A 24,832-nucleotide genomic window follows, 5' to 3' on the forward strand; every position below is an offset into this window, starting at 1 on the left:
TGCAGCTTGAAGTTAAATCTAACGAAGAAAAAGAGAAAAAAAATATTTTCAGAGGCCTTTGAAGGCCTCTCAGTGTATGATGACGATCGTGTTCTCTGTCTCTATCATCTCGCCTTCGCCGGTGTATGTTCGTTCCTGTCGTACTTCGAACATCTCAGGCTTCAGGTGTTCGCCTGCTACTTCAAGACGGCCATCGTCGATCATGTAATCGTTGTCCTCTAAAGCCGCTTCTATCTCAGAGACTTTATCTCCGTACTTAGGCCCTGCCTTCGAGTAATTGAGCTTGATCTCGATAATCTTGTTCTCTGTCTCAGGCTCGCCTTCAAGCTGTTCAAGACTGTTGACGTGCATAACTTCCTTGACAGCGCTTTCAAGGCCTGAAATGTTGCCGTAGACTTCCGCTCTCTCGATATCCTCGTTCAGCGACATCTGATGCTCTGTCTTGAACTTTCTCAATGCTGATACAACTTCCATAGCGTTCTCACCGGCCTCTTTGTCCGCCTCTATACCTGAGGCCTCTGGCCAGTCGCTCCTGTGGATCGATGTATTTTCATACAGTTCGTTCCATATCTCTTCTGTCGTATGTGACAGCATCGGAGCGAACAATTTGAGGAAAGTTCTGTGGGCCTTGACAAGTGTGTACTGAGCGGATTTGTTCTTTTCGTCGTCGAGACGCTGCTTGGCGATCTCCAGATAATCGCTGCAGAACATGTTGAAGAATCTCTCCCGCAGACGATCGCGGGCAAGTGAGAACTCGTAGTTCTCGAATTTTTCAGTGGTGAACTCGACTAGTTCATCCATCTCGGCTAGGAGCCAGCGATCGATCTCATCGAGATCTTCTTCCTCGACTTCGATATCTTTGTGAGGAGTCAGATCGTTGATAAGCTTTGATGCGTTCCACAGCTTCCTCATCAGCTTCTCTCCCTCGACAAGATCTTTTTCCTTCAGTGCCAGGTCGTCGCCTACCTTGGTGCGTGCACCCCAGTACCGTGCGGCATCGACAGGGAAGTCTTCAAGGACTTCTTCAGGAGTTGTGACGTTTCCAACGCTTTTACTCATCTTCTCCCTGTTCTCATCCAGTACGAATCCATGGATCATCGTATCCTTGAATGGAACTTCGCCGGTGTGTTCAACACATTTTACAACGGTATGGAATAGCCAGAAACTGATGATGTCGTGGGCCTGATAGCGTGCATCCATCTGGTAAAGCTCCGGTCTTCCAAGCTCGTACTCTTCCTCTTCAGCGTTCCAGCCCCAGTCAGCATTGATCAGCGGTGTCAAACTTGAAGTTGCCCAGGTGTCCAGGACATCTTCTTCAGGCTCAAACTCTTCTGCACCACATTCTGGACATTCATCGACAGGAGCTTCGTCCTGGATAGGATCAACAGGTAAATCAGTTTTTTCAGCGATTATCTCCTGCTCACATTCACTGCAGTACCAGACAGGCAGAGGAATACCGGAGTCTCTCTGCCGTGAGATACACCAGTCCCACTGAAGGCCTTCAATCCAGTGCTCGTACCGTGTAAACATTTTCTCGGGGAACCAGTCCATTTCTCTACCGGCTTCCAGATATTTTTCCTTGTGATCAAGAACTTCGATGTACCACTGTTTCTTGACAAGGAACTCTATCGGCTCATCACATCTTTCATGAACCTGGACAGTATGCTCTATCTCCCAGCGATCCATCAAAAATCCTGATTCATCCAGTTCCTCGACGATCTCTTCTCTGGCCTCTGTTCTGTCAAGACCTTCAAACTTTCCGGCCAGTTCAGTCATCTCCCCGGATTCATCCATGGCAACTCTCAAGTCGAGATCGTGGGCCTGGTACCACTCGATATCTGTCTGATCTCCGAAAGTACAGCACATAACAACGCCGGTGCCTGTCTCCATGTCGACTCTTTCATCTTCGATTATAGGGACTTCGTAGTCAAAGATCGGGACTTTTGCCTTTTCTCCGACAAGATTGTTGTTCGCCTCGTCTTCAGGATGAACGATGATCGCGACACATGCCGGAAGCAGTTCGGGCCTTGTAGTCGATATCATCACTGATCCGTTGCCCGTCGCTAATGGGAACTCGATATCGTTGAAATGCGAGTCTTCCTCCATATCCTCTGTCTCGACCTGGCTGATAGCTGTCTCACATTCGGGACACCAGATCGCAGGAGCCTTCTGACGGTACTCACGCTCCTGCTCGTACAGATCTATGAACGAAAGCTGAGAGATCTTCTGAACTCTCGGCTCGATAGTCTTGTAAGTATTGTTCCAGTCCATGGAGAAGGCGAACTGCTGCATGGCATCTGTGAAATCGTTCTCGTATTCCTCACAGACCTCTCTACACTTCTCCTGGAACTCTCTTCGTGTAAAGTTCTGATGGCGGATTCCAAGCTCTCTCTCAGTTAAACGCTCGGATGCAATACCGTTGTCATCGTATCCAAACGGATAGTATACATCGTAGCCCTGCATTCTCTTGAAACGAGCCATGAAATCCATCAACGTGTTTCCATAGGTATGTCCGAAGTGAAGGCTTCCGGAAACCGTCGGAGGAGGTGTATCGATAGAGAAAACATCTTTATCCTCATCCCCCTCGTACTCGTAAGTCCCGTTTTCAACCCATTTTTCACTCCATTTTTCCTCAAAATCTTCCGGCGTATAATCTCCTAACATAGTATAGTTTCAGGCCTCGTGAAAAGAGATTCCCAAGGAACTGTTAAAATGATTTTCAGAGGTATAACTAAGTCTAGTCTTGATTAATTGTCGCATAATAGAATCACGTCTGAAGAAGTTTGTAGAGCAGGAGCTAAATTGAATCGGTGAAAACATGCCCGGCGGATACAAAACGTCCACCCTTCATTGCATCAAGCTCCATGCATCCTTTAGAGGCCTCAAGATTTAAAAGAACTTCGAGACTTCCTCCCGGAATTCGATACAATAAAATCATTTTACTATCATGAACACTTGTATGAAGATCCTAGTTGTCGGCGACTGCCACGGGAAAAAACCTGAGATCGAAGGCCTTGCGGAAGAGGCCTCTGTGATACTTGTAACAGGTGATGTCTGTGGGGACTCTGACACGATGAGGAATGCAATGTTCGACTCTATAGACAGTCAGAAAAAATGGTACGATGTACTTGGAAGGGAAACCGCCAGGGAAGCCGTTGAGAAATCCCTTGAGGAAGGAAGACAGGTGCTTGAATACCTCAACAGTTTTGACAAGCCTGTTTTCCTTGTACCCGGGAACTGGGACTGGATCGGCGACGAGGCCTGGGACTTTCTGGGAGAAAATCATTTCCAGAAACTGGTCGACGAATTCAACAATATCCATAACATCAACGGAGAGATATTCCAGGACTCAGAGTACAGCTACATCGGCTACGGACCGTGTCCAGGCCCTGAAATCCCTCAGTACGAGGACGACAGGCCTGAAGACGAACAGGAGATGAAAGAGATCCGGAAAGAGTACACTGAACAGAAAGAGAGGCTTGAAAAACTTTTCCAGGCCTCCGAGAAACCTGTAATCTTTCTTTCACACAATGTACCTCATAATACTTCGCTTGACAGGATAGAAAATCCTGATTCTCCTGCCGATGGAAGACACTACGGCTCTATAATCGTCAGAGAACTTATAGAGGAGAAAAATCCGGTACTATCTATCGCAGGGCATATGCATGAAGGCTACGGAAAAGAGAAAATAGGCGGGACAGTTGCAGTGAATGCAGGCCTTAACAGGCATGTTGTAATTGATTTAGAGAATGAAAAAGTAGGAAACCTTGATTTCTGTTAGTCGGCAGTTGTTTCAGGGAAGTAATCGGCAGTTAATTGCATATCGGCTTCTGTACGGAAACTTGGATCCATTTTGATAGTTCTTGCCAGGTGGATATAGGCCTCTGCGGCTGCTGACTCCGGAGTAGGGTCTTTCATAACTCTGTATGTTTCTCCGTGGTCAAATACCAGTTCTTCGACTTGATCATCCAGCATTTCCTCTGTTACTTCGTAAAGTGTTTCTGACCAGGATTTACCTCTCATTCCCAGAATTTCGGGAATGTCGTCTCCCTCCGTGAATCTATTGATCGCTCTGTCAACTCTTCCGGGTGTAGCATATTTTTCAGTAACTTCATACGTGCTGGAGGCCTCAGAGAGGTGGTATACAGCTACAGCTCCATCGACTTCCCAGTCCATCTTCATCCTGCTCTTGGTGGCAGATTCTCCTGTTAGCTCATCAAGATCCGGAAGATTCATGTGGTTGTTATTAAACAGTGACAAATAAAACTTTTTCGGTTAATACCCTATCATCGTGACGGGTGAACTGTATGGAACAGAACATACTGGAAAAAATCAGGAATGGAGAAATCCAGGCACATGAGGCAGAGGAAGGAATCGTCAGCGACACGTATATCGCAGAAAACTTTGTTGTACAGGCCTCTGCAGGATTTGACGATAAGATCAGGATAAACCGTTTCATGATCGATAAGCTGGGTGAAAACGGAGTACCTGTTCCAGAAGTCATAGATTACAGCGAGGACCCGCTTTTCGTAGCATTCAACAGACTTGAAGGCCTCTCACTCGATAACAGAGACACGTTCACCGAGGAACAATATCTTGAGGCCGTCAGAAATGCTGGCGAGGCCCTGGCACTTGTACACCAGCAGGAAGGCCTTGGATATGGAAATCCTGATCCGGAACATGGTTTCGAGCAGGGAGTATTCGATGACTGGAGAAGTTTCATAGACTCCGATATCCAGGGAACTCTGGATTATGTTGACAGCGATAGATTCAGGCCTGTAGTGGAGAAAGCCGATGAACTGCTGGATATAGATGAATTACCGGAGTCTCCGGATAGCAGGATCTTGCACATGGATTATACTCCGGACAATGTTTTCGTTGCCGATGATCTTTCTGTAACAGTTCTGGATTTCGATGGAGCAATTTACGGAGATCCGGATTTCGATCTGATGTATGCAGAGTTGATAATGTCGAAATACGGCGATCAAACTCTGGGAAACTTTATCGATGGATATACAGGCCTCAGAGATGCCGAATTGAGGCCTGAACTGGAGAGAAACTACACTGCACTGGCAGTACTGAGAGATGCCAGAGGAGGAGAATGGTGTCTGCAAAACGACAGGGACGTTGATCTGGATGAATGGGCCAGAGGCCTGGAAAATACTGTTGAAGGCCTCTAGAAAAAATTTTTCAGAATGCATCCAGTGTACGGTTCCCCGGGAACTTCATTCCATCTTCAGCCATCACAACTTTGGCATCAATCTTTTCCTCCAGCCACTTCTTCTGCTCCTCTACACCTTCATCCAGAAGCTTGTAGCCGAAATGCGTTAAAATAACTGTATCTGCATCAGAGGCCTCCACAATATCCGGAACTTCATCCACAGCAGTATGGCTGCTGGTAGCAGAATCTACAGGCCTTGAGCAGAAGACTACAAGCGTATCACAGTCGCTGTAAAGATCCACAAGTTCTCCGGAGAACTCTGTATCCGTCCAGAATCCAATCTTCTTTTCACTGCTCTCAACGGTAAAACCTATAGTCTTCGGATCACTATGGAACATCTCCTGACACTCGATCTCGAGATCACCGACTTCATGCGTCGAGCCCTCCTTCATAGTATCTACACGTCCACAGAGGCCTTGATGATAATCTGAGATAGCTTTCTCCAGATCTCCGAATCCTTCAAGCACAGTCCTGTTCGCAAGAAGTACGCCAGCATTGTTATAGGCCTCTACCATCATTTCAATTATAGCCTGGGCGTCATTAAAGTGATCCATATGTGCATGAGTTACAAGAACAGCTTCAGTCTCCTCAGGATGCTCAAGGAACTCATGGCTGTTCACAAGACCTCCAGGTCCCGGATCGACGTGAACCTGTGTCTCATCAGTCTTGATAACTATCCCACCGGTCTTCCTGCGCTGCATACCTGTAACATACCTTCCACCACCTGTTCCCAGAAACTGTAGCTCCATAGAAAAATAATGGCGCTGAAAAACTATAAAACAGAGAGGCCTCTCAAGTTCCGCTCCAAAAGAATTCTTGATCAGGCCTTCTCCGCCAGCACCCATAAATGGTGCTCATCATCACTTTCCTCCTCATAAGTCTCAACTACGTTGAATCCCGCTTCCTCTATAATTTCAAGATTCTTTTCCTGACTGTACGAGCTCCACACCATTTCGGAGTCAGCCCACTCCTCGTTCGTGTGCTCATCCATCTCTCCGGCTCCAACAGTGACAAGAATAGCGCCGTCATCTCTCAACAAGTCGTTGATATGCTCGAAAAGATCGGAGTGCTCTTCTCTCGGAAGATGGAATATGGCATAAAAGCTTACAACTGCATCAAACTTTCCTTTCTCGGGCTCCACGTCAAAGAAATCTCCCTGGAAGAAATGAGCCTCCGGAACATGCTCTCTGGCGGCGTAGATATGCTTCTCAACGATATCAACACCTGTAACATCAAAGCCTTGATCCACTAAGTAACGATCGAAAGGCTCACCTGTCCCGCATCCAAGATCCAGGACATCACCGTTCCCGGGAATCAATTCGAACAGGCTCTGGAAAAGCTCCTCTTCTTCAGGCCTCACATCCCTTTCATTCCGGAACTCTCCCTCGTAATCTCCAGCTTCGTATCCTTGACGCACTTTCTCTCTCATAAATTTTCAATACCTCTTATAACTCCAAATTACACCGCAAAATTCAAGTAAACAACGAAAAATAGAGGCCTCTACAAAATTTTTAGATTATCCAATGTGCTAATGTTAGACCGCTTCCTAAAAGTAAGGAGTTAACTATGGCTTCTCCAGTTGCTTCTTGTTCTATATTCTCGACTTTTGTGAATAGCTCTGTTTTATCTGCAATTTGATTTTTTGCAGATTTTTGCAGGTAAAGAATACCGAATAAGGCTACGAATACTATTAATCCAGCAGATAAGGACTGTGTGGCAGTATCAATAATCTCTAATTCGGAAAAATTTCCTGGATAAAGATGAAGGCCTAGTCCATATCCGAGAAGATATATAGCAGGTACAGACCCCAAGATATCTTCGTCAAGATATTGTTTTACGGCCTCTCCAATTTGATTGTACATGGATAGAGAATGTGTTCTTAGTCTTTACAATTTTTCGATAGAGTGAAAAGTTAGCCGGGTCAGGGATTTGCACCCTGGTAGGCGGCTTTGCAGGCCGCTGCATGACTACTCTGCCAACCCGGCATTAGTACGGTTGTGCAGTTCCAGCACCGTAAGGTGCGTTCTCTGCCAACCCGGCATTGTGTAAATTTTTATGGAAACTGGAGTTGCCGATCTTTATGAGGTATTTTTTCAGTAGTTTTTAAATCAGGTCTTGGTGGTAGGCCTGGATTTGTTTTTTATTATTAGCATCCTGTATCTGTTTCAAGGAGGAATTAATTTTTTACTATGAAAGTTGAGGTACTAGGGAATGTTCAGGATGGAGGAGTTCCGCATCTCGGATGCGACTGTGAAGTCTGTAAAAACGCCAGAGAAAATCCTGAGGAGCAGAAATTTGTTTCTTCACTTCTCTTGAAGGAAGATGAAAGTGAAAACTCCGCCAGATATCTTATCGAGGCCTCTCCGGATATCAGGATGCAGCTTAGTGGAGGAGAGTATATTGACGGCGTCTTCATTCCTCTGTCCACTCTTGGACATATGACAGGCCTCCAGTTCTTCGGGCCTGAAGGCCCTGATGCCTCTGATCTAAGTGTTTACTGCTGTGACGATGTAGAGGATTTCATGATGAAGAATGATCCTTACAGACTGTTGATCGACAGGGATAACTTGGAGATGCAGGAGTTCAGTGACGGGGACTCTATCGATATTCAGGGAGGAGAAGTAGAGTCACATCAGTTCTACCATCAGCACGTGAATCATAATACTACAGGATACATGATCCACGGCGAGGACAGAAAGCTGTTCTACCTTGCCGATATCACCGAGTTCACGGAGGAGATAGAGGCCTGTATCCAGGAAGCTGATGTAGCTTTGATCGACGGAACTTTCTGGAGCGAAGACGAGATCGGGCGTTACGAGGAAGTACCGCATCCACCGATCCGCAGAAGCCTGGATCAGTTCGAAGACGTGGACACGAAGATCTACTTCATCCACATGAACCACACAAATCCTGTTTTGAGAGAGGACAGCGAGGAAAGAGAGACTCTCAACGAAAGAGGATTCAGCGTGGCGGAGCAGGGACACCAGTTCCAGCTCTAAAACTTTTCCTTTTCTCACTTTCTACCCACATTCTCATTTATTCTATCAAGGCCTCTACTGGATAATCGATTAAAACAAGGGAAAATAAATTCTCTGTATGCCAACTGACAGGATCCGTTCAGCTGCGAAAGGCCTGCAGCAGATGCAGGACGAAACAGGAGTCGAACTTGAAGAACTTCACAGCGCCATCGAAGAAGTACAGGAAATCCACAACGAACACATGAGAGAGATGGAGCTCGATCAACAGTTCATCAACGATCTCAAGACACTTTTCAAGGAAATCAGGATGATACGGAAAATCGATCAGCACATGCTCAACGAAGTCCAGCACTTCGAAAATGGAGACATGTCAAAAGAAGAATTCAAACAGGCCTTCATCAGAGACGAACACCGACTCGAAGAAGTAGTAAGCGAAGTAAGAACAGAACTTGAGGAAACAGTCAGAATACTATCCAACGAAGAAAGACTGACAAACAAAGACCTCAACATCGAAGACGCCACACAGAACCTCGTACGAGAACTCAACGACGAAGAAGAAAAACTCGAACAGGCCCACAACAGAGTCAACGAACTAATCTCAGGAGAATAAACAAATTCTTCTTAGAAATTTTTCTCTTAATTTCTTTCTCTGAAGAGGCCTTGAAAAAGAGGCCTCTGAGGTTTTATTTTTCCTTCAGGGAAATTTTTGTAAGACTTTAGGACTGATAAGGAGTTGTGATTCCAAAAAGGGACGCAGAAAATCAAGCAGATGTCAGATTAAGATTTCTAGAGTTATTAATACTTATATCAACACTTTTAGTGAGCCTAACGGGTGAAATAAGAGATTTTACTAATATAGTATTCCTAGGATTTCTGGTCTTCAGTATAATAATATATGTTTTCTTAATTCACAGACTCAGTCTAACAGAAGTTCCAATTTTAGCCATATGTACAGGAGCCACCTTTAGCTGGGTTTTTTCCAATATTCTTATCCTACAAAATCCTGTAAAAATTCTGAATTCGGATGTCTTCAGCACCATATTTAACTACGGAATATTTTCATTATATTTTGTCTTAGTTGGTTTAATTGTAGCTGGCGGGCTTGTCTCGAAAGACAGATTTGAACTTTGGATTGATAAAGTTACTAATCCTACAAGGCAGAACGAATAGGAACCCTCCGACTTTTAACGTTTCGAGATTGTTTGTTTTTTGGGTAGGCTGGGCGGTTCGGGGCCGCTTGTAACCCTGAAATCCTCGTTATGCAGTGGAGCCGAAAACCAGTGGAAGATGTTTCTTTCAATGGTTCGGCCCAGTGACGTGCTGTGGACGATCCGTCCTCCGGGATGTCGCTGGCTGTCAACCGGGTCAGGCCTTGACGGGAGCAGCCCTAAGCAGTCGGTGGCATGTTCGGAGGGTGGCGGATCCGAGGTATGTCGCTGGATTCACCGGCTGTTGAAGGGCATCGACCGCTGGGAACCCGCTAATTTTACTTTTCCAGAAAAACTTTCTAGAGGCCTCTAAATTTCATGAACTCTTCTTTGAAGTTGTCTGGAGGCCTCTTTTGCCGACGTTGTACAGGTACTGGATTTCTCTTTCTGTGAGGGGCCTGTTGTATATTCTTGCTTCGGTTAGCTGTCCGTTCCATGAGTCGTTGCCGCTTGTGGTTCCGTCGTTGGAGTGTCTGGATCCTATATTCAGGCTTATGGTTGAGTTGTTGAAGCTTCTGTTTCCTTCGGTTTTTTGGCTTCCGTCTATGTATATTTTTGCAGTTGAGTTATCGTAGGTAACTGTTAGATGGTGCCAGTTTCCATCGTCGTACTGTTGAGATGTTGAAAGCGTGCTGAACTGGGGGCCGTTGAAGTGTATGTATCCGTTTCCTTGAGCTCCCATGTAGATGACCCAGCCTTCGTTGTTGTTCCAGTATTCTTTGCCGTATATTGCGCTCCATCCTGTTATTCCCGAAGTTTTGAACCATGCCGTAACAGTGAATCTTTGAGGCCTCAGATAGCTTCTGTCTGATGCATTCACGTAGTCTCCTGAACCATCGAAACTGTAAGAGTAGCCGTTAAGGATTCCTGGGGATCCGGGAGAAACATCGCCGTTCACAGTTCCATGATTTTCGTTGCCAGAATGATCATATGCAGTAGTTCCCGAGTTTTCGTTCAATGGCCAGTATCCGACAAGAGTCAATTCAGTGTGTCACCTGGAGAAACTTTTGATGGCGCAGATGAGTTGTACAGGGCCTGAATCTCGGGTTCTGAAAGTTTTCTGCCGTAGATTCTTACATCGTCTATATGTCCGTTGAATGGATTTGATTGTGAGTTGCCGCCGTTCGGCACGCTTCCTATCCATGTATTGTACGCTGTGTCTATAGTATTTCCGTTTCCTGATACATCTATTCTTCCGACTTGCTGGCCGTCGACGTAGGCCTCAAAAAATTCTCCTTCGCTGATTACAAGCATTAGATGAGTCCATACTCCGGTGGAAACTGAAGGCCCTTCTACGAAGTCGCTGCCGTGGTAGAAGTACCAGTTGCCCTGTTCGTAAGCTGTAACGGCGAAGCCGTCGCCTGCGTTGTTATCGTTGTTACTGTATACTGTGGAGTGATCATCAGATCCTGTGACAGAACCGGGCCTTGCCCATCCACAGATAGTAAGTTTTTCACCGTATGCTATTTCGCCTGCGTCAGCGTAATCATCTGTTCCATCAAAATTAAGACAGAAATCTCCTATTTTCGAGTTAGAACTCCAGGATGCGCCATTGATCGTGCCGTCACTGGATAGAGCAGTGCTGTCAAAAACAGTGTTCCCAGAGCCTTCATCCATTGCATAGTATGCCAGGAGACCTTCCTTCAGGCTTCCGTGGAAGTATCCCTGCTGCAAACTTCCGTTACGGGATATTTTGTCTGCTACAGTTCCTGTGGAATCCTGCGGAATTCTGAAGTCGTCTCCATCCCAGTTCAGCTTTGGCATCTCTGTAACCTTCTTAGTATCGAGGCCTTAACTTATTTTTTGAGGCCTCAGCAGGGTAGCGTTTTAAGATTCGGTCCGTAGTTACAGCTTGATGATCAGGATTTACGGTACTTCACATGTTTCCAGAGATTCTCTAGATGTTATCGACGAGGCAATGGAGACTGATCCGGATATAGTGGCGCTGGAACTTGATGAGAATCGTTTACAGGCCCTGATGTCCGATAAAAAAAGCAATCCTGATACATTTTTCCTGAAGTTCCTGCAGACGGTGCAGAACAAGATAGGGGAAAAAACAGGCCTCATGCCTGGAAAAGAACTTCTCTACGCCCATGACAAAGCTTTCGAAAACGGATCTGATGTCGCATTAATCGACAGGAATATCAGGGAAACTTTTGCACGCCTGAAATCAGTCAGAAGGAAGGAAAAAGTCAAGGCAGCAGCCTCAATGATCCTAGGCCTGCTTGTGCCGTTCGGAGGCCTCAATATATCGGAGATACCGGAGGAAGAACAGATTGACAGGCTTGTAGAAGAGCTTCAGAAATCCTATCCGTGTATATACAGAGTTCTGATGGAGGAAAGAAATAATTTGATGGCTTTAAAGATTGCAGAGCTACAGAGGAGGAATCCTGAGGCCTCTATCGCAGTTTTTGTCGGAGCTGCACATAAAAAACCTGTTGAACATATTCTGGAGGCGGAAGGATTTGCAGTCGGTAGTCAAAGTAGCCTGGCACAGTTCGAGTGACGGCTGGAAAGCAGATCTACTTCTTGCAGAGCCAGGCGGCTTCGAAAGATGGACTCTGTCGCCTGGAAGAAGCTTCAACTTTGAATTATCTGACGAAAGGCGTTGTACAGGATATGCACCGAGTTCTGGAGAACGGACGCCGTGTCCGGAGTTCAGAAAAATTTCTTCCGGATCACAGTGCAGTGAATGCCGTGGAAAAGACATTTACAGTGACTACGTGAGGGGAGACGAGCAGACAGATCTTGACGGCGACTTTTCTGTATACCTGGCACAGATCTCTGACAACGTGAAAGTAGGCGTCACCCGCAGTGAAAATATTCCCAAAAGATGGATCGAACAGGGCGCAGATTACGCCGTAGAGATTCTTTCAGGCCTTCAGGCCCGTGTGGCGCTTGAAAACGAGTCAAATCTTTCCAGTAAAGGCCTTGCTGAGAGGATAAGGAAGGAGGACAAGCTTCCGTCCGCAGAAGATTCTAGGCCTCTGGAAAAAGCTATGGGGCAGCACGACTTAGACGGTGATATGGTCGATGTCAATGAACTGACTGTGTACGAAGAGGCGAAAGGAGAGATTTCCAGGAAAGGCCTTTTCCAGGGAGAGCTGAAGAGTGTGAAAGGCCAGATAATCGGAAACGGAAGGATGGCACTGGCACTGACTTCCGGCAAAGTAGTCAAAAATCCGGAGCAGAGAGGCCTTAACTCGTTTTAATCTGATTTTTCCTGGTTTTTATTCAAATGGTTTTTCTATACTGTGTTTGCCGGTTTTTTACTTGTGTTTGAACTGTTTTGGGTTGTATTTCCGGCTTTTGATCGGTGTGTTCGGCTTCCTGTGAGGCGTTGAGTTTTTATTCCTGTAACTGTATTCTTTGTTTATGACTGATTTTGAGCGTGCTCTGGTAAATTCCTTTAACCAGTTTTTCAAGGAGGAGGATATCAATGGCATAGCTCACAGGAAGAAACAGCATCGTTTCTCGAGCCAGTTGTGTGATGTATTAGTGGATTCTCAGCATGAGATGTTTTACCTGGCGATAGAGAACAAGTCTGTGAAGACTTCGAGTACGAACAAGCTGTACTTCAGCCAGCATTTCTCCAACTCCAAGGAAGGCCATCAAGTTGAACGCATCAGCGATTTCGTGGATCGTTCCGGAAGAGCAGGATTCCTGGCCGTGGAGCTGAAAAGAGGGAGAGGAAGAGCCAGAAAGGCATACATGGTGCCGTGGAATGCTGTTAGGGAGGCCTATGAAAAAGGTGAGACGGGCCTCCATATCGATGATATTCAGGAGTATCCGGAGATTTTACGGGATTCGGAGGATTACAGTGTTGCGGAGATGTGTATGGAGATGAAGATTTAGGAAGAGTTTTTTACAGTACCCTGACAAAAAACAGTTTATGGTAGAGGCCCCTGAGATAAGCGGTTTCCCTGATGCAGAAGACGGGAAGAACTTTGTCGTTGCCAGCATTGTCACAGGCCTCGCGTTCGCAGCCTTCTATCAGGACTTTACTGTTTCAGGCCTCGCATTTTTCTCACTGGCATCTGCAGCAATAGTATTTTCACGCGAAGTAGGCGTCAGATCAGCAGTAAATCTTCTGGATGGATACGTTGATCTTGAGGTTTCAAGTTCGGGAGCAACTACAACACTTTTCGGTGCAATACTATCCATAGCATCTGGTATAGGTGTAATACTGTTATTCCCGCTGTTCAGTGAGGCCTCAAGAGAACGTTACGAACAGTGGGGTAAGTCAACGGATGTTATATGGGCGCGCTACAGCTTCTACATTTCAGCGCTTGGAATAGTGGCTCTGCTTTTCTCATGGTTCATAACTTATTCTCTGGAGCTTACTCAACTGGCTCAGATGTACGGTATTTTTGCATTCTTCCAGATGATGCCTTTTGATTACTCGGGCATTCCAACAGGCCCTCTGGACGGCGCAAAAATAATCAGATGGAGTGGATTCTACTGGCTACTGTTTACAGGCCTGTCGCTACTTGCTATAGTGCTGACACTGTAAAGGAGTTCTTCTGAAGCTGTGACAATAAGAAAAAGTATATGTGGTGAATTTTTAGCGGAGCAGGTCTTCTACAGGATCGTCGTCGTCTCCTCGTTCATCATCTACAGGTCCGCCGATAGTTCCAGGCTCCTGATCAGGTAGCTCATCTTCAAATCCTTCTTCGTCGGCCTGGATCTCCTGTGCCTCTCTTTCGATCCTTTCACGCATATCGTCTTCGTCCAGCTCCTCGTCTTCGTCGTCGAAGTCATCCGGTTCAAATTCGTTTGGTTCTTCCATTTTTTAGTCGCCTCCGAGAGGGTACTGAATAAGTTTCAATCACCTGCATGTTTATAAAGGCATCGAAGCTTGTTTTTCTGTTCAGGTAGCAAACACATATTTTCTACAGTTGGATTTATTATCCGGCGTCTATCAACAGTCTTTATGCCGAAGATCAGTGTGGGAAGAAGTGAGGATGACAAAGAGGAGTACGGCCTCAAAGGTACAGGAGTGATCGGTAAACACCTTGTAGGAGAGAACGAAGAGGCCCATACAGCGAATCCTATACATTTTGATCTGGCGAAGCCTCACGTCATGGGGGTCTTCGGAAAGAGAGGAACCGGAAAATCTTACTCTCTGGGAACTATCGCAGAGGAGATACAGACAGCGGATATCTCACAGAACTTATCTACTATAATGATTGATCCCATGGGGATCTACTGGTCTATGAAGAGGCCTAACGAGAAAGATGTTACTGTACTTGATCAGTGGGATATGAAGCCGGAGGCCTTCGATGCACAGGTGTATATTCCGAAGGGGAAGGCGAAGGAGTTCGATGAACAGGAGATGCCGTACGATGATACTTTCACGTTGAATCCTGCGCAGTTGACGGCCGAGGAATGGAGGATGGCATTCGGACTGGAGCAGAACTCCTCGATGAGTATTCTTCTGGAGAGAGCTGTACAGGAACTGAGCGAACAGTACGGCGATAACTACCGTGTTGAGCATATACTTGAGGCCCTGGAAAAATTTGATTTCGACAAGAAAACTGTCAGAGGCCTGGAGAATCGTTTCATGAATGCAGAGGACTGGGGGATCTTTGACGAGGAATCTTCGCTTGACAAGCTTACAGAGCGAGAGGAGCTGTCCATCGTCGATGTATCCGTCTTCGGCCAGATGTCTGGAGGAACAAAGGTACAGGCCCTGATTGTCGGCATACTTGGGAAAAGAATACTTAGAAGGAGGATGGCTGCTCGAAGATTGGAGGAGCTGGATGAGATGCAGGGTCTTGATCAGAACGAAATGCCCATAGTGTGGATGCTAATCGATGAGGCTCACGAGTTCCTCCCCAGTGACGGAGAGACACCTGCTTCTGCTCCGCTTCTACGATGGGTGAAGATCGGTAGAGAGCCGGGGGTATCGCTTGTGCTGTGTACCCAGCAGCCGGCAAAACTTCATCCGAATGCTCTTTCCCAGTGCGATGTACTTCTATCGCATCGCTTGACCGCACAGCAGGATATCGATTCTCTGGGAGAGATCATGCAGACGTACATGCGTTATGATCTGAAACATTACATTGAGGCCTTGCCGGACAGGAAAGGAACAGGCCTTATACTGGACGATAACTCGGAAAGGATCTATCCGATTCAGATGAGGCCTCGAAAGTCGTGGCACGCCGGAGGAACGCCTGACGCATTCGATGAATGATATCTATGAATATAGCCAGCTTCATCAATCCGGAGATAGTAGAGCGCGTACTGGTTTTTATAAAAACTCCTGTACAGAACACAGAGATTCTTCCGAACGTTCTTCCACTGATACTTGGACTTATCGTCATGGAGCTTTACTTCGGAAAGCACAAGAAAGAATCGCTTGGATGGAACACAGCTGAAGGGAACGCGATAATCTGGCTTTCGACAGGCCTCTCGCTTTACTTTACACCGGCTCTTGGACAGATGGAGACTTATGCCGTCTACGCATTGATAGGAATAGGATTTTTCGTCGCCTACATGGACTTCTTCCATAAATGGCCTTCCACAGTAGCATTCGTCATCTCATCTTCCGCACTCGTTTACACACTGGCATATACACTTGTTATAGTGATAAAAGCTCCTTTACCGATGAATATGGTGACTTATCAGGCTGCCGGAATATTCTTTGTAGGAGTCAACATACTGTTCAAATTTATACAGGGCCTTGAGACAGACAGTGATCCGTTTGGAACAGATTTCTGACAGGCCTCAGAATTTTTCTCCTTTCTTTGAAGTGATGAGGCTTATGAATTTTCACTTCTAACAACGTTTTTAGATGACGGTTCTCAGGAAAGACAAGATAGAATCCAGGGCCTATCAGGAAGTTATCGCGGCCTCAGCCAGTGACAGAAACACTCTTGTTGTTCTACCGACAGGCCTCGGAAAGACTATTATAGCAGTCATGGTGGCCTCGATAAAGTACAGTGAAGATTCCAAGATCCTGATGCTTGCGCCGACAAAGCCTCTTGTAGAACAGCACAAGAAAACGTTCCAGGAGTTTCTGGATGTAGATGAAGACCAGATGCAGGTGATGACCGGTGAGATAAGGCCTGACAAACGTTACGAGCTCTGGGAGGAGAAAAATATATTTTTTGCAACACCACAGGTAGTGGAAAACGATCTGATCTCGGCAGAAGTCCCTGTAGAGGCCTTCTCATTGGTTATATTCGATGAGGCTCACAGGGCGACAGGAGAGTACAGCTACGTATTCATCAACGAGAAGATGAACACGCAGAATCTGGCTTTGACGGCTTCGCCGGGAGGAAGCAAGGAAAAAATAATGGAGGTATCGGAAAATCTCGGGATAGAAAACTTTGAGGTCCGTACGGAAGACGATCCCGACGTAGAACCGTACATACAGGAAAGGGAGGTCAACTGGCTTAACGTTGAACTTGATGACAGATTCGAGGAGGCCCGGAACAAGATGGAGGCCTCAAAGAGAACACAGCTGAAGAAACTGAAGAAGCTGGGCCAGCTTGACTCCACGTCCGATGTCAACAAGACTGATTTACTGAAGTTAAGAGGAGAGATAAGCTCGAAGCTTTCAAAGAAAGATGATCCGCAGCTTTACTCCGCTATCTCCCGTGTCGCCACAGCACTGAAGATTTCACAGGCTATCGAACTTCTTGAGACACAGGGAGTAAGCCAGGCCTATGAATACGTACAGGGCCTGGAGAACGATGATTCAAAAGCGGCTTCACGTGTTTTACAGGACGATGATATGCAGAGAGCGATCAACTTGATCACATATCTGAAAAAAGAGGATGTGGAGCATCCGAAGACTGAGAAAGTAGTGGATATACTTGACGGATTAGAAGACAGTCAGAAGGCACTTGTTTTCACGGAGTACCGTTCCTCGGTAGAGGATATAACACGTAAACTTGAAGAGGAGGACTTCAGTGCCGCAGAGTTCGTCGGCCAGTCAGGAGACACAGGAATGAGTCAGACAGAACAGATAGAGCTTCTGGAGGAGTTCAGCGACGGAGATCATCAGGTAGTCGTCTCCACAAGCATCGGAGAGGAAGGCCTCGATATACCGGCCGTTGACTACGTTATATTCTACGAGCCGGTGCCTTCATCTATAAGAGATATTCAGAGAATGGGGAGAACAGGCAGACAGGAATCCGGAGAAGTATTCGTCCTTATAGCAGAAAATACAAGGGATGAAGGATACTACTGGAGTGCACACCACAAGAAAAAGAAGATGAACAAAGTGCTCCAGGAGCTGAAGGAAGAAGGCCTTGAGGATACAGGACAGAGCACTCTGGAAGGATACAGCTCATCCAAGACGACTTCAAAAAAGGAGAAAAATTCTGAGGCCTCCACAAAATCTGAAAAGTCCGGTAAAGATGATGAAGATAAATTTGATAGTTCAGAGCTTACTATATACGCTGATGATCGTGAAAACTCCGTTGCAAAGAATCTCTCCCGTATGGATACAGTAGTCAAGAAGCAGCGGCTGGATGTAGCAGACTTTCTTGTATCGGATCGTACAGCAGTCGAGAGAAAGGAGGCGGAGGACTTTGTCGACTCTGTTCTTGATTCACGGCTTTTCGAGCAAGTTCAATCCCTGCAGCAGTTTGAGAGGCCTGTGATAATTGTTGAAGGTGATGATCTATACAGTCACAGGGATATCCATCCGAATGCAATCAGAGGTGCGCTTGCAACTCTTGCAATCGACTACGGGATGCCGATAATATGGTCTGCGGATGAGAAAGAGACCTCGAAAATTTTAGAGGCCCTGGCAAAGAGAGAGCAGGAGGATAAAGATAGAGAAGTCTCCATCAGAGGAGAAAAATCTCCGAAGTCGGATAAGCAGCTTCAGGAGTTCGTTGTAGCAGGCCTTCCAGGAGTAAATACGAAGATCGCTGAGAGGATTCTCAACGAGTTTGGCAGTATACAGAAAGTTGTAAATGCTTCCGAGGAGGAACTCAAGTCAGTGGAGGGAATTGGAGATAAAAAGGCCTCCACGATACGTGATCTCCTGACTCGTGAATACTGATGAAACCTCTGATACTTGGTGTTGATCCCGGAAGCACTTCTGCTATAGCTCTTGTAGATTTCAAAGGAGATCTGGTCCATGTTGAAAGCGGGAAGAACTTTCCGCCGAGAGAAATGATTTCTAAAGTAGTTGAACAGGGAAAACCTGTTATAGTGGCCTCTGACAAGGAGAAATTTCCTTCCACAGTGGATAAAATCGCCAGATCGTTCGGTGCAGTAAAATATGAACTGGATGAGGATCTTGATGCTGAAAGGAAGAGGGAACTGGGCGAGGGAGATAACTCGCATGAACAGGATGCCGTTGCAGCATCAATAAACGCTTACAGAGGCCTGCGTGATAAAATAGATAAGATAGAAGAGATATCAAGTGAAAGAACTGAAGATAAAGGCACAGTAGCACTGAAGTACTTCAGAGATAATCTCAGGCCTCCACAGCAGGATGATGAGGAAGAGGCCTCTGAGGAAGAGGAACGTTCCAGGCCTGTTGAACCGGCTCCTGCTGTAGAAAGCTTGATGGGGGAGAATCAGAGGCTGGAGGGCAAGGTTGAAAACCTTGAGGAACAGGTGAACGATCTCAAGGACAAAATTGAAGAGCAAAGAGATGAGGCCTCGCGCTGGAGAAGCAAGTACGATCGCATGAGGACTGAGAAAAGGCAGGAGATCATGAAGGAGCGTGAGTTGAGCAAGAAAAACGCCGAGATCAGGGAAAAAGAGGATAAAATATCTGAACTGGAGGACAGCCTGGAAAAATCACGTATAAGAGAGGACAGATACGTCAAGGCCCTGAAATTAATCGAAAACGGCGGGAAGATCCTTCCGATTTTTGAAAGAACGGATGAAAGGCCTGAAGTCTCAGTTACGCGTTCACAGGATCTGAAGAAAGAGCTCGTGGAGAGCGGTGAGCGTGTTTTCCATGTAGATGATCTTGAAGGAGTCGAATTACTTGACAGATTTGTTACAGAGGAGGAGCCTGAGGCTGATCTCAAGAAAATGATGGAGGAGTACAGAGATGCGAGATAGACTCCGTGAAAAATTAGAGGCCTCTAGAGATCAGTTCAGAGAGTTTATTGGCTTTGATGAGTTTTCCGAGAAGCAGAGGAAAATTCTTGAGGCCAATATTTTCCTCGGCAAGATGCTCGCTATAGGAGCTGTCTTCCATGCCGTGCTTTTCCTGTATCCCAGCACTGTGCCAGTACAGGAGGCCTTTGCCGGCGTCACTACATCTTTCATGAATTTTTTCGGCTACGATTTCTCGCATTACAGTGTCTACATCATGGATGCAGGAACAGGATACGAGATAACTCAGGACTGCCTCGGCTGGAAATCCATGATGGCTTTCACAGCACTTATGGCATCATCAGGCAGAGTACGGAAAAACCTCAGATACCTGGGATTAGGCCTTCTGGCAATAGTTTTCACAAACTTCCTCAGAGTTGTCACAACTATACATCTCAGCGAGGCCGGGATCATAAGCTTTGAGATAATACACGGATTCCTCTGGCGCTGGAGCCTTACAGGCGTAGTACTCGCTGCATGGATGATATGGTTCACTTACTACAGAGAATAAACTGTAAAAAGAATTTTAGAGGCCTTTCAGTAAATCGTGTAGAAAGCTGCCACACCGAGGCCTGTAAGATCTGTTATAACTACTGAAAGAAGGAATACAGGCACCAGAGGCACGCCTGTCCGTACTTTGATGGTATCTTCTTCGTATTCTTCGATCTCCTCTTCTGTAAGGCCTTTGATTTTTCCGTCGAATCCCTGATCCGGTGCAGGTACTTCGTTGAAGGCGTCTTCAGTCTTTATTTCTCTAACAAGGTATCTGTCCTCGACAAGTTTCACCCATTCGTACAGGAAGATCAGTGACGTCATCACAGCGAAGAATACTGCACCATTGACGTTGTTGGACCATAGAAATACGCTGAAAAGGCCTGTTCCTGTGATGAATGCTGCTATAAATCTCTGTCTTTTTTTCAGTGATTTCTGGAACTCTCTGAGGCTTCCTTCGGCCTCGATGAATTTTTTGGCGGCGTATATCAGTGTTACTGCGACTGCGGCGATCATGAAGTTGAAAACGAGATCCAGTATGTACGTTACGGAGGCCTGGCCTGTGGCTGTCAAGGGTACTGTGAATCCCATCATTGTGAGTATCATGGCGTCTGCTCCTCCCCAGAATCCTTTGTAGTATGCTGCCCAGCCGTAGATTCCTGCCACGAGGCCTCCGATGAGGCATACTGTGATTGCAGTCATAGAGCCTGTGGTGTAGGACTGTGCTGCATGGAGTAACAGGCCTCCGATGATTCCTGTGACGGCGAATTCGTCGGGAACGTTGTGGTCGTTGAAAAGGTCGAAAAGCGAGTCCACAAAAAGTACTGCGAAAGCCAGTATGTGTGAGAAAACTACGAACATACAAACTTTAAACCGGACAGTCCATAAAAATATACTTGTGACACGTCAAAGAGAAGAACTTCTGAACGATCCTGCTGCCTATATAATACTGAAGAAGGCAGCCGGTCAGGGCGAGAAGGATCTTGAGGAGCTATCCAGTGAGATAGGAGTGGAACATTACAGGGTGAAGAAAAGATCCCGTGAACTGGAGAAACACGGATTCGCTGAAGTCAGGCAGGGAAGAAAAATACTGTTTCAGGATAGGCACAGAGAAAAACTGGAGGCCTTCCATGACAGCATCACTGATTTTGCGGAAAGTCATCACGAAAGGCTTTCAGGAAGCTTTGAAGAGGCCTCAGAGCAGCTGAGAAATGAGTTGGAGAAATTAGAAAGTGAGAAAGAGGAGACAGATTCTGTGAAGAAACAGAAGATGATCGAGAGAAAGATAGAGGTGTTTGAAGAGGCTCTGGATCAGGAAACTGGTTCTCCTGAAAAATCGCTTCAGGCCTTTTCACGTGTACACAGGGTCAGAAAGTTTGTGGGCCTGGATGTAGAGTTCCATGGCTTCAATCCGGTACGCAAGGCGAGGACTATGGTCAAGATCAGGAAAGTTCTCTCCGAGGAGCCTGAAGAGGAAAGGCCTAGAACTTTTTTCGGTAATCGATGGGTTGTACAGGATTCTCTGGAATGATGGTCGAGTTTAAAAAATTCCACTTCTCCTTCAAGTGTTATGACAGAGTTTGAATTCACCGGTACGCTTGATCAGGGACGTTCTACTACACCTTTCACAAGGACTATCGAAGGCGAGTCCCTTAAGCACGCTACAGAAAAACTTTACTCACAGCTGGGAAGTGAGCACTCGGTTACACGTGGAAAAATCACTATCGAGGAAACTGAAGAGCTTTAAAGGAGATTCTCTATGGATCAGCAGAAGATGCAGCAGTACCAGCAACTTCAGCAGCAGGTAGAGGAGATGCAGGGATCCATGCAGCAGCTTGAACAGCGTATAAACGATGTAGAAGACGCTGTTGAAGGAGTTAGAGGTCTTGAAGAAGTTGAGGAAGGTGAAGAGATCCTTGCCTCAATAGGTTCCGGTGCTTTCGCCATCGCCGAGCTGAAGAGCAGTGAGGAAGTTGTCACGAATATCGGAGGAGAGGCCTACGAAAGAAGAAAGCTGGATGATGCAGAAGACCTGCTTCAGCGTCACGTAGATGAGCTTGAAAATACTAAAAGCGAGCTTGAAGAGGATATAACTGAGATGCAGCAGCAACTTCAGCAGATTCAGGCAGAGATCCAGCAGCAGAGACAGGGAGAGTAAATTCCATGCTTAAAGGCCTGAAAGACTCCGTAAAAGATCTTTCTGAAAACGTCAAGTCAGCGGTAGGAGAGAAGGAACTGGATGAAGACACTCTTGAGCCGCTGCTGGAAGATTTCAGGCTTAAACTTCTGAAGAACAATGTTTCACTTGATGTAGCTGAAGATATAGAGAAAGGCCTCAAAGACAATCTAATAGATACAAAGGTGAAGAGAGGGAAAGTCGAGGAAAAAGTCGAGGAAGCATTCCGTGAGAAACTTGAGGAGCTTCTTGACGACACATTTAACTTCGAGGAAGCTCTTGAAGAGGCCTCTGAGCCACCTGTTGTTTTCATGATAGGTTTCAATGGCTCGGGTAAGACAACTACGGCTGCAAAGCTTGCTGATTACCTGCAGGAAGATCTTGGTGAAGAAGTTGTCCTTGGAGCAGGAGATACATTTAGAGCAGCTTCTATAGAGCAGTTAGAGGAGCACGGCAATAATCTAGGAGTTAAAGTTGTTTCTCATGAGTACGAGTCGGATCCAGCGGCTGTAGCGTACGATGCTGTGGAGCATGCCGACAAGCACGGTAAAGTTGCCATAGTTGATACAGCAGGTAGAAGCCACAGCGACAGAAATCTCATGGATGAGCTGCAGAAGATGATTGATGTCAACGAGCCGGATATAACGTTCCTTGTTGTGGATGCGCTGGCTGGAAACGATATACTGGAACAGGCAGAGGCCTATGAGGGCATGTTCGATGCAATAATCGCTACAAAGATGGATATCGATGAGAAAGGCGGTGGCATCGTCTCGATAAGTCAGAGATCAGGTAAGCCAGTGGCTTTCCTAGGTACAGGCCAGGACTACAACGAACTTGAAGACTTCAACAAGGAAGAATTCATCGACAGGATAATGGACTGAGGCCTTGAAGTTAAATTTTTAGGCTAGTTCTGACAATTTTTCATAGAGGCAACTATTTTTATGGCACAGATCGGTACTCTGAAGTTGAAATCTGATTCGGGTGTTGTTGAGGTACCGGTCTTCGAGCCGGGAGATGTAGGCCTTCCCGTGGTACGTGTACAGACTGATTCAGGTACAGGAGCCTTGAACGTAGTTGATACAGGTGATGCAGAGCTTGATCAGCTTCGTGTACAGACATCTCAAGGAGTAAAGGCAGTCAGTACCACGATAAACACCGTCTTCAGTTACGAGGATGATTTCACTACAGACACTACAGATAACTACTCTATAGAGCTTTCAAGCAGCAGTCCTTCATACTCGTATAGTTCATCAAACGATGCGATATACTTTGACACTACTGACAACGACCATGCCTACGTAAGGAAAACCTTCTCAAACATGTCTTCCAGCGGCTATGTCAAGATAACAAACAATATCACAGGCGACGATCCCTACGGAGAAACAGTAGGCCTCTCAATCTACAACAGTTCAACAGGAGACCGTTACAGAGCAACTAACAGAGACGGCAGCTACACTGAAGGCCTCTACAAGACAGTTAATGGTTCAACTACTGATTCGTTCACTCAGAACGGTTCAAGCAATCATTCGAGAAGAACTATAGAGATGTGGTGGTCTCCGACACACCTGAAAGTCGCATTCAACGGCAACGTCCAGTGGGACGTTGACACCACGGATACAACAGATATTCATCCTGATACTCTGGAGATAAGATTAACTCAGATAAACACGTACCTGGAGTACATACAGCTGAACGATAACTATTGAAGAAGACTGTTTAGAAATTCTGACTGGACTTGAAGGCCTCTGAAAAACTTTTTCAGGAATAGGCCTTCTGCTCGTCGAGCCTTTCCTTCATGGACTTTTCCAGTTCTTCCAGCTTGGATTTCAGTGGCTCGATATCTTTGTCGAAGCGATCCATCTTGATCTCTCCTTCGTCACTTCTCTCCTGGATTCTGTTCTTCCTCATAACTGTCAGGAGATGATTGACTTCTGCTACAAGACGCTCGTACTGCTTCAGCTCGGCCTCTATGTAGGAAATCTCTTCTCCAAGCTCTTCACGCAGCTCTTCGACGACTTCCTGTTTCATCTGTTGCTTGTCAACGCCGAACTTTCTTCTGACGGTCCTGTAGAACTTGTCCATTCCCATTTTCAATCACTGTAATTACCTATTACTCGTAAAAACCTTATAAGCTTTTTGAACTTTCATCGTCGCTATCATCTTTCAAAGTAGTCGGCACGACGACATCCATCTCTTCTGCCTGTCCCTGATCGTAGAAACGAGCAGTCACTGCACCAAGAACAGCATCAAACTCACGTGAAGACTCGATACCCGAGGCCTCTACACCTAGAGACTCCAGAGATCTATCACTGTCCAGTGCCAGCTCTCTTCCGGATATAGCAGGATCGAAACGGATGAACTCCGGCCTGTCTTCAGCAGCAAGACCTGCCTGAATACGTCTCTTCAAGTCCTGAAAACGCCTTACACGCTGAGTATCGTGAGAAGCCGGCGTAAAGATATGTCCTTCCTCCTGCAACTCCTCCTCTTCCTCGCTCAGTCCTCTACGTTCTTTCAGGCCTGTATTCACAGCCACTATGTTGGGCTGAGATTCGATTATTTTTTCAGCAAGCTCCTCGTTGGTTTCGAAACTGTAGCTCTCGACAGAATCCGAGAGAAATGCTACAGTGGATTCAGTGCTATCGTCCTCAGTCAGATCAATCCCGCAGTAAATCATAATTTA

The 24,832-nt window shown here is 46.2% G+C and carries 30 protein-coding genes, 1 tRNA gene and 1 other RNA gene; 20 read left to right on the forward strand and 12 right to left on the reverse strand.

From position 1 onward, the window contains the following. Positions 1-69: 69 nt before the first annotated feature. A complete protein-coding gene (locus ACK3SF_RS02220) occupies positions 70-2,664 on the reverse strand; it encodes a valine--tRNA ligase (RefSeq protein WP_414838194.1) in 2,595 nt (864 codons plus the stop codon). Positions 2,665-2,959: 295 nt separating this feature from the next. Here ACK3SF_RS02220 and ACK3SF_RS02225 point away from each other — a divergent pair, with 295 nt between their 5' ends. Continuing rightward, positions 2,960-3,781: a metallophosphoesterase family protein gene (locus ACK3SF_RS02225; protein WP_414838195.1), complete on the forward strand. Its 822-nt coding sequence runs from the start codon at positions 2,960-2,962 to the stop codon at positions 3,779-3,781. On the opposite strand, the gene ACK3SF_RS02230 is transcribed toward ACK3SF_RS02225, so the two are convergent. Beyond that, positions 3,778-4,236 carry a hypothetical protein gene (locus ACK3SF_RS02230; RefSeq protein ID WP_414838196.1) on the reverse strand — a complete coding sequence of 153 codons (459 nt, stop codon included), beginning with the start codon at positions 4,234-4,236 and terminating at the stop codon, positions 3,778-3,780. The two genes, ACK3SF_RS02225 and ACK3SF_RS02230, sit on opposite strands and share 4 nt — an antisense overlap. Before the next feature lie 71 nt (positions 4,237-4,307). On the opposite strand from ACK3SF_RS02230, the gene ACK3SF_RS02235 reads away from it, so the two are divergent. Next, positions 4,308-5,180 (forward strand): phosphotransferase family protein, encoded by an 873-nt coding sequence (locus ACK3SF_RS02235; RefSeq protein ID WP_414838197.1) that lies wholly within the window; start codon positions 4,308-4,310, stop codon positions 5,178-5,180. 10 nt (positions 5,181-5,190) lie between these two features. Here the strand turns inward: ACK3SF_RS02235 and ACK3SF_RS02240 are convergent, their stop codons facing one another. The 4 genes from ACK3SF_RS02240 to ACK3SF_RS02255 form a co-directional block, all read right to left on the reverse strand. After that, positions 5,191-5,970, reverse strand: a complete 780-nt coding sequence (locus ACK3SF_RS02240; RefSeq protein WP_414838198.1) for an MBL fold metallo-hydrolase — start codon at positions 5,968-5,970, stop codon at positions 5,191-5,193. A 71-nt stretch (positions 5,971-6,041) separates the two neighbouring features. Beyond that, the gene (locus ACK3SF_RS02245; RefSeq protein WP_414838199.1) at positions 6,042-6,650 is read right to left on the reverse strand and encodes a class I SAM-dependent methyltransferase; all 609 of its coding nucleotides are present in this window, start codon (positions 6,648-6,650) and stop codon (positions 6,042-6,044) included. Positions 6,651-6,732: 82 nt separating this feature from the next. Next, positions 6,733-7,083, reverse strand: coding sequence for a hypothetical protein (locus ACK3SF_RS02250; protein WP_414838200.1), 351 nt, complete (start codon positions 7,081-7,083; stop codon positions 6,733-6,735). Between the two features lie 52 nt (positions 7,084-7,135). After that, a tRNA-Cys gene (locus ACK3SF_RS02255) sits at positions 7,136-7,206 on the reverse strand. Between the two features lie 204 nt (positions 7,207-7,410). Here ACK3SF_RS02255 and ACK3SF_RS02260 point away from each other — a divergent pair. The 4 genes from ACK3SF_RS02260 to ffs all read left to right on the forward strand — a co-directional run bounded on the left by ACK3SF_RS02260 (position 7,411) and on the right by ffs (position 9,683). Further along, positions 7,411-8,220: an MBL fold metallo-hydrolase gene (locus ACK3SF_RS02260; protein WP_414838201.1), complete on the forward strand. Its 810-nt coding sequence runs from the start codon at positions 7,411-7,413 to the stop codon at positions 8,218-8,220. Positions 8,221-8,317: 97 nt separating this feature from the next. Then, on the forward strand, positions 8,318-8,809 hold the full coding sequence (locus ACK3SF_RS02265; RefSeq protein ID WP_414838202.1) for a hypothetical protein: 492 nt from the start codon (positions 8,318-8,320) through the stop codon (positions 8,807-8,809). 125 nt (positions 8,810-8,934) lie between these two features. Continuing rightward, the gene (locus ACK3SF_RS02270; protein WP_414838203.1) at positions 8,935-9,369 is read left to right on the forward strand and encodes a hypothetical protein; all 435 of its coding nucleotides are present in this window, start codon (positions 8,935-8,937) and stop codon (positions 9,367-9,369) included. A gap of 36 nt (positions 9,370-9,405) precedes the next feature. After that, positions 9,406-9,683, forward strand: an RNA gene (ffs, locus tag ACK3SF_RS02275) — signal recognition particle sRNA. 40 nt (positions 9,684-9,723) lie between these two features. Here ffs and ACK3SF_RS02280 read toward each other — a convergent pair. After that, positions 9,724-10,389, reverse strand: coding sequence for a LamG domain-containing protein (locus tag ACK3SF_RS02280; RefSeq protein ID WP_414838204.1), 666 nt, complete (start codon positions 10,387-10,389; stop codon positions 9,724-9,726). Further along, positions 10,386-11,171 (reverse strand): LamG domain-containing protein, encoded by a 786-nt coding sequence (locus ACK3SF_RS02285; protein WP_414838205.1) that lies wholly within the window; start codon positions 11,169-11,171, stop codon positions 10,386-10,388. The genes ACK3SF_RS02280 and ACK3SF_RS02285 overlap by 4 nt, the downstream gene beginning before the upstream one ends. A gap of 91 nt (positions 11,172-11,262) precedes the next feature. On the opposite strand from ACK3SF_RS02285, the gene ACK3SF_RS02290 reads away from it, so the two are divergent. From ACK3SF_RS02290 to ACK3SF_RS02305, 4 genes are all read left to right on the forward strand, one after another. Further along, a complete protein-coding gene (locus ACK3SF_RS02290) occupies positions 11,263-11,913 on the forward strand; it encodes a TraB/GumN family protein (RefSeq protein WP_414838206.1) in 651 nt (216 codons plus the stop codon). Then, a complete protein-coding gene (locus ACK3SF_RS02295; RefSeq protein WP_414838207.1) occupies positions 11,873-12,619 on the forward strand; it encodes a DUF2797 domain-containing protein in 747 nt (248 codons plus the stop codon). The genes ACK3SF_RS02290 and ACK3SF_RS02295 overlap by 41 nt, the downstream gene beginning before the upstream one ends. 163 nt (positions 12,620-12,782) lie before the next feature. After that, positions 12,783-13,262, forward strand: a complete 480-nt coding sequence (locus tag ACK3SF_RS02300) for a hypothetical protein (RefSeq protein WP_414838208.1) — start codon at positions 12,783-12,785, stop codon at positions 13,260-13,262. A 37-nt stretch (positions 13,263-13,299) separates the two neighbouring features. Then, positions 13,300-13,920, forward strand: coding sequence for a hypothetical protein (locus tag ACK3SF_RS02305; RefSeq protein ID WP_414838209.1), 621 nt, complete (start codon positions 13,300-13,302; stop codon positions 13,918-13,920). Between the two features lie 51 nt (positions 13,921-13,971). Here the strand turns inward: ACK3SF_RS02305 and ACK3SF_RS02310 are convergent, their stop codons facing one another. After that, positions 13,972-14,196, reverse strand: a complete 225-nt coding sequence (locus ACK3SF_RS02310) for a hypothetical protein (protein WP_414838210.1) — start codon at positions 14,194-14,196, stop codon at positions 13,972-13,974. Between the two features lie 144 nt (positions 14,197-14,340). Between ACK3SF_RS02310 and ACK3SF_RS02315 the strand changes: the two genes are divergently transcribed. From ACK3SF_RS02315 to ACK3SF_RS02335, 5 genes are all read left to right on the forward strand, one after another. Beyond that, on the forward strand, positions 14,341-15,603 hold the full coding sequence (locus ACK3SF_RS02315) for an ATP-binding protein (RefSeq protein ID WP_414838211.1): 1,263 nt from the start codon (positions 14,341-14,343) through the stop codon (positions 15,601-15,603). A 5-nt stretch (positions 15,604-15,608) separates the two neighbouring features. Further along, positions 15,609-16,130 (forward strand): hypothetical protein, encoded by a 522-nt coding sequence (locus ACK3SF_RS02320; protein WP_414838212.1) that lies wholly within the window; start codon positions 15,609-15,611, stop codon positions 16,128-16,130. A 73-nt stretch (positions 16,131-16,203) separates the two neighbouring features. Further along, entirely contained in the window at positions 16,204-18,429 is a 2,226-nt protein-coding gene (locus ACK3SF_RS02325; protein ID WP_414838213.1) for a DEAD/DEAH box helicase, read from the forward strand. After that, a complete protein-coding gene (locus ACK3SF_RS02330) occupies positions 18,429-19,448 on the forward strand; it encodes a DUF460 domain-containing protein (RefSeq protein ID WP_414838214.1) in 1,020 nt (339 codons plus the stop codon). The genes ACK3SF_RS02325 and ACK3SF_RS02330 overlap by 1 nt, the downstream gene beginning before the upstream one ends. Continuing rightward, a complete protein-coding gene (locus ACK3SF_RS02335; protein ID WP_414838215.1) occupies positions 19,438-19,995 on the forward strand; it encodes an exosortase/archaeosortase family protein in 558 nt (185 codons plus the stop codon). The genes ACK3SF_RS02330 and ACK3SF_RS02335 overlap by 11 nt, the downstream gene beginning before the upstream one ends. Before the next feature lie 26 nt (positions 19,996-20,021). On the opposite strand, the gene ACK3SF_RS02340 is transcribed toward ACK3SF_RS02335, so the two are convergent. Then, entirely contained in the window at positions 20,022-20,837 is an 816-nt protein-coding gene (locus ACK3SF_RS02340; RefSeq protein ID WP_414838216.1) for a hypothetical protein, read from the reverse strand. A gap of 37 nt (positions 20,838-20,874) precedes the next feature. On the opposite strand from ACK3SF_RS02340, the gene ACK3SF_RS02345 reads away from it, so the two are divergent. Genes ACK3SF_RS02345 through ACK3SF_RS02365 form a run of 5 tightly spaced genes read left to right on the forward strand, consistent with a single transcriptional unit; the run spans position 20,875 to position 23,858 of the window. After that, positions 20,875-21,507 (forward strand): hypothetical protein, encoded by a 633-nt coding sequence (locus tag ACK3SF_RS02345; RefSeq protein WP_414838217.1) that lies wholly within the window; start codon positions 20,875-20,877, stop codon positions 21,505-21,507. Positions 21,508-21,546: 39 nt separating this feature from the next. After that, positions 21,547-21,723: a 50S ribosomal protein L18Ae gene (gene rpl18a, locus ACK3SF_RS02350; RefSeq protein ID WP_414838218.1), complete on the forward strand. Its 177-nt coding sequence runs from the start codon at positions 21,547-21,549 to the stop codon at positions 21,721-21,723. A 12-nt stretch (positions 21,724-21,735) separates the two neighbouring features. Continuing rightward, the gene (gene pfdA, locus ACK3SF_RS02355; RefSeq protein WP_414838219.1) at positions 21,736-22,134 is read left to right on the forward strand and encodes a prefoldin subunit alpha; all 399 of its coding nucleotides are present in this window, start codon (positions 21,736-21,738) and stop codon (positions 22,132-22,134) included. A gap of 5 nt (positions 22,135-22,139) precedes the next feature. Beyond that, entirely contained in the window at positions 22,140-23,033 is an 894-nt protein-coding gene (locus ACK3SF_RS02360) for a zeta toxin family protein (protein ID WP_414838220.1), read from the forward strand. Between the two features lie 60 nt (positions 23,034-23,093). Beyond that, on the forward strand, positions 23,094-23,858 hold the full coding sequence (locus ACK3SF_RS02365; RefSeq protein ID WP_414838221.1) for a hypothetical protein: 765 nt from the start codon (positions 23,094-23,096) through the stop codon (positions 23,856-23,858). 52 nt (positions 23,859-23,910) lie between these two features. On the opposite strand, the gene ACK3SF_RS02370 is transcribed toward ACK3SF_RS02365, so the two are convergent. Next, positions 23,911-24,240, reverse strand: coding sequence for a hypothetical protein (locus ACK3SF_RS02370; RefSeq protein WP_414838222.1), 330 nt, complete (start codon positions 24,238-24,240; stop codon positions 23,911-23,913). 37 nt (positions 24,241-24,277) lie between these two features. After that, on the reverse strand, positions 24,278-24,826 hold the full coding sequence (locus tag ACK3SF_RS02375; protein WP_414838223.1) for a hypothetical protein: 549 nt from the start codon (positions 24,824-24,826) through the stop codon (positions 24,278-24,280). Positions 24,827-24,832 lie beyond the last annotated feature (6 nt).

This window comes from Candidatus Nanosalina sp. VS9-1 (assembly GCF_047555085.1).
In the GTDB taxonomy this organism is placed as follows: Archaea; Nanohalarchaeota; Nanosalinia; order Nanosalinales; family Nanosalinaceae; genus Nanosalina.